The organism is Desulfonatronospira sp. (assembly GCA_003563255.1).
Taxonomy (GTDB): Bacteria; Desulfobacterota; Desulfovibrionia; order Desulfovibrionales; family Desulfonatronovibrionaceae; genus Desulfonatronospira.
Genome location: PWSL01000178.1, coordinates 1 through 2,859, shown reverse-complemented (window position 1 = coordinate 2,859; position 2,859 = coordinate 1). Strand labels below are relative to the sequence as shown.

Annotated in this window: 5 protein-coding genes; 1 reads left to right on the top strand and 4 read right to left on the bottom strand. The window is 44.2% G+C overall.

What is annotated here, in order from left to right:
- The first annotated feature begins 6 nt into the window (after positions 1–6).
- Positions 7–135: a helix-hairpin-helix domain-containing protein gene (locus tag QZP87_RS15525; protein ID WP_363330990.1), complete on the top strand. Its 129-nt coding sequence runs from the start codon at positions 7–9 to the stop codon at positions 133–135.
- A gap of 249 nt (positions 136–384) precedes the next feature.
- On the opposite strand, the gene QZP87_RS05125 is transcribed toward QZP87_RS15525, so the two are convergent.
- The 4 genes from QZP87_RS05125 to QZP87_RS05110 form a co-directional block, all read right to left on the bottom strand.
- The gene (locus QZP87_RS05125) at positions 385–708 is read right to left on the bottom strand and encodes a DUF86 domain-containing protein (RefSeq protein ID WP_291321846.1); all 324 of its coding nucleotides are present in this window, start codon (positions 706–708) and stop codon (positions 385–387) included.
- Positions 705–998 carry a nucleotidyltransferase family protein gene (locus tag QZP87_RS05120; protein ID WP_291321845.1) on the bottom strand — a complete coding sequence of 98 codons (294 nt, stop codon included), beginning with the start codon at positions 996–998 and terminating at the stop codon, positions 705–707. Before QZP87_RS05120 ends, QZP87_RS05125 begins: the two co-directional genes overlap by 4 nt.
- Positions 999–1,220: 222 nt before the next feature.
- Positions 1,221–1,799: a hypothetical protein gene (locus QZP87_RS05115; RefSeq protein ID WP_291321844.1), complete on the bottom strand. Its 579-nt coding sequence runs from the start codon at positions 1,797–1,799 to the stop codon at positions 1,221–1,223.
- A 655-nt stretch (positions 1,800–2,454) separates the two neighbouring features.
- The coding region (locus tag QZP87_RS05110) for a hypothetical protein (RefSeq protein WP_291321843.1) at positions 2,455–2,859 on the bottom strand (405 nt) is incomplete at its 5' end.

Genomic DNA, 2,859 nt, shown 5'->3' with positions numbered 1-2,859 from the left:
CCCCATATAGGCGAGGAAAGGGCCAAAGCAATTGCGGCCAGGCGGCCATTTTCCGACATGGAGGAGCTAAAGGAAATTGACGGAATCGGACCACAGCGCCTCGAAAGCATCCGTGAGCATGCAACAGTCAGGTGATCCGGCAGATCCTGCTTCGCCTAAAATGGCCACAATCCCTGGAGTCCAGCGACTGATATTGAAGGTTTTTCCATCCCCACTCTTTATCGATGAGAACGGGCGTTCAAGGGGATGCCGGAAACGGCCAGTAGTCAGCACCGAAACCCATTAAGGATACCGCAAAAATTATTCCGCCGTGTCCTGATAAGTCCTGGATAAATCTGAAATTGATAGGGTCGTTTCGATGGATATTAATCAACTTCTCCGGCATTAAATACTTTGCAGAGTCTTTTTAAGTTCTGGAAGCCTTGTTCTTATTGTGCGCCAAATCAGATTTGTGTCCACGCCAAAATAAAAATGGATCAACTTATCACGCATGCCCGCAATTTGTTTCCAGGGAATATGAGGATAGTTTTCCAGAAATTCAGTGGGCAGTTGCTTGACCGCTTCTCCAATTATTTCCAACTTGCGGATAACAGCGCTTTGGGTCTTGTCATCATGTAGAAAAGATTGATAATCCATATCCGCTATAAAGGCCTCAATACTTTCAATGGCTGTTATTATATCCCTGATATACAGCGACTGATCCCTCACAGGAACTTGACCTCCTCCAGGATCCGCTGGCGCAACTCAGGGCGCAAGGCGCTGCGAGGAACCACATCCACCCTGCACTGAAGATATTCTTCAAGAAACTGGGATAAACCGATCATATCCAGAAGATCCGCCTCCAGGTCCAGCTCTACAAGGAAATCGACATCGCTGGTATCCTTGCTCTCGCCCCTGAGAACCGAGCCGAATATCCCGATTGCATTGATTTTGTATTCTTCCTGCAATCTGGATTTGATGGCGGTTACTTTGTGAATGATTTCCTGAAGGTCAGCCATGACATACTCTTTTATCTGCTATATATCCGGTCCTTTTTCGTCAGAGAGAAGAGCTCTGAGGAAGCATGTGAAAGTAGAAATCTAATTTTTGTAACCTAGCTATATACCGAATCAATCACACTAGTCAACCCAAGCTCTGCCGGTCTGATAAAAACAACCTTTGCTCAACCTGGTCTATTATATGCCTTTTTGAATGGTTATAGTAATTATATCTAGGTGCAGTCATGTGGTTTCAACACCAAAACCATAATAAATTGATTTCGAAAGGGCACCAGGAAACGTGTTTGACTCAAAATGTGAACGTATCAAAAGATGAGGGCTATTTTCAGGCCTCAAACTCAATCTATCATTTTGCAGTGGTTGGTTCAGTTTTTTGCTTTGTTCAATAATAGCCGATTCTACAGCTATTTGAGTACGCCAATCCTTTCTTATAGTCGCCCAAAAATATGTGTATAGCGTAAGATTACGATATGCTAGAGAAGACCGGTTAGAAAAATCTTTAACAAAGTCTGTTAGCAAGTTTTTGAAGCTGGGTATATATTCTGACTTGGGAGGGGCGCCTTCAAGAAAGTGATCGTCTCCATATAAGTCATATCTTCCACCAAGCATCCAAAAGATATGTTCATACATTCGTTTTTGCAGGTTACTCGCTCTACCTACATAAGATATAAGAAAAGAATCCTGTTTACCAACACACCAAAGATATACTCCAGGATACTCTGGTGGCAAAAAATACTCCCGTGTATCATCTGTCAGCAAAGAGTGAGGACCTTTCCATTCAAGTAAAATCTCTGTTGGCATAGACACCTCCTTCTCTCAGAGCGTATATCTTTTTTTGAAATTCATTCGCCCTTGTTAGGTTTGGCCTGCAGAATATAGCCTATGATGACGAACACATCTGTCCTGGACAATTCCCGGTAGACGCCAGACGACAACCAGCCATCTTGCTTTTGCCAGATACAGACGGCTTTGAGCGTCCTCCAATTGCCACGAGAGGTGAACTGCGGATTTTCGATGGTCTGCTAAACGTCGTGAAAGTGGCTAACCATATCGTCGTGATTTTCATACAATGTGGTACCATCAATCATAGGTCAAGCGAACTGGCACCAGAATACGCTATGTCCATTCAGGATTTCCTTGCAGATCAATAAGAAGATAAGATTCCTGCTTTTCTTAGTATTTCAAAGCATAACTTTTTTCAAAGCTCAAACTTGAAGTCCATCCACTCTAACGACACCTCGCAGCCAGCCCACTTTACCTTCCTCATCAAAAAAAGCATATTTCATAACCACAAACAATGATTCAGGGTATCGCATATGTCCTGGCAGCTTTCCTGTCTTAATTAATCCCCGCAAACATTCCCTGCTACGGAGCATTCCAGCGGAAATACCGGTCCATCCCCTGGGGCGTATATATCTGTGAACATCAATTTCAAGTTCCATCATTTCAAGACTTATTATTCCCGGTCCATTCCGGGTATTTTCCCTGGACAAGTCAGGATAAGGGCATGGTTGTATTCCAAAAAAGCCCCTTTCTGGGCAAGAACCGACTCATCAAATTCTACTTTATCAGGCCTGTCCTGGTGTTTTTTACTTATCACCCTCTCCCTGGAAAGTTTTGCCTCGTGCTCTGCTCTGATTACCATTATCTGCTGGTGGATAGCTTCGCTGAACTGGGGCAGCCTTGAGACAATCCCTCTTTTGGCCATGGGCAAAGGGAGCACAGCCTGCCCAGTATCCAGGCTGCGCACTTCTTTGCCCTCAGCCTTTAGAAATGCTGACAGAACACTTAGCAGGCAATACTCATCCTTACATTCCTTGATATTAAACCTGATTCTTCTCAGCCTGCAAAGCCCCCGGAT

Coding starts and splice junctions, on each gene's coding strand:
- QZP87_RS05120 (WP_291321845.1), bottom strand. CDS start 998: ATGGCTGACCTTCAGGAAATCATTCACAAAGTAACCGCCATCAAATCC.
- QZP87_RS05115 (WP_291321844.1), bottom strand. CDS start 1,799: ATGCCAACAGAGATTTTACTTGAATGGAAAGGTCCTCACTCTTTGCTG.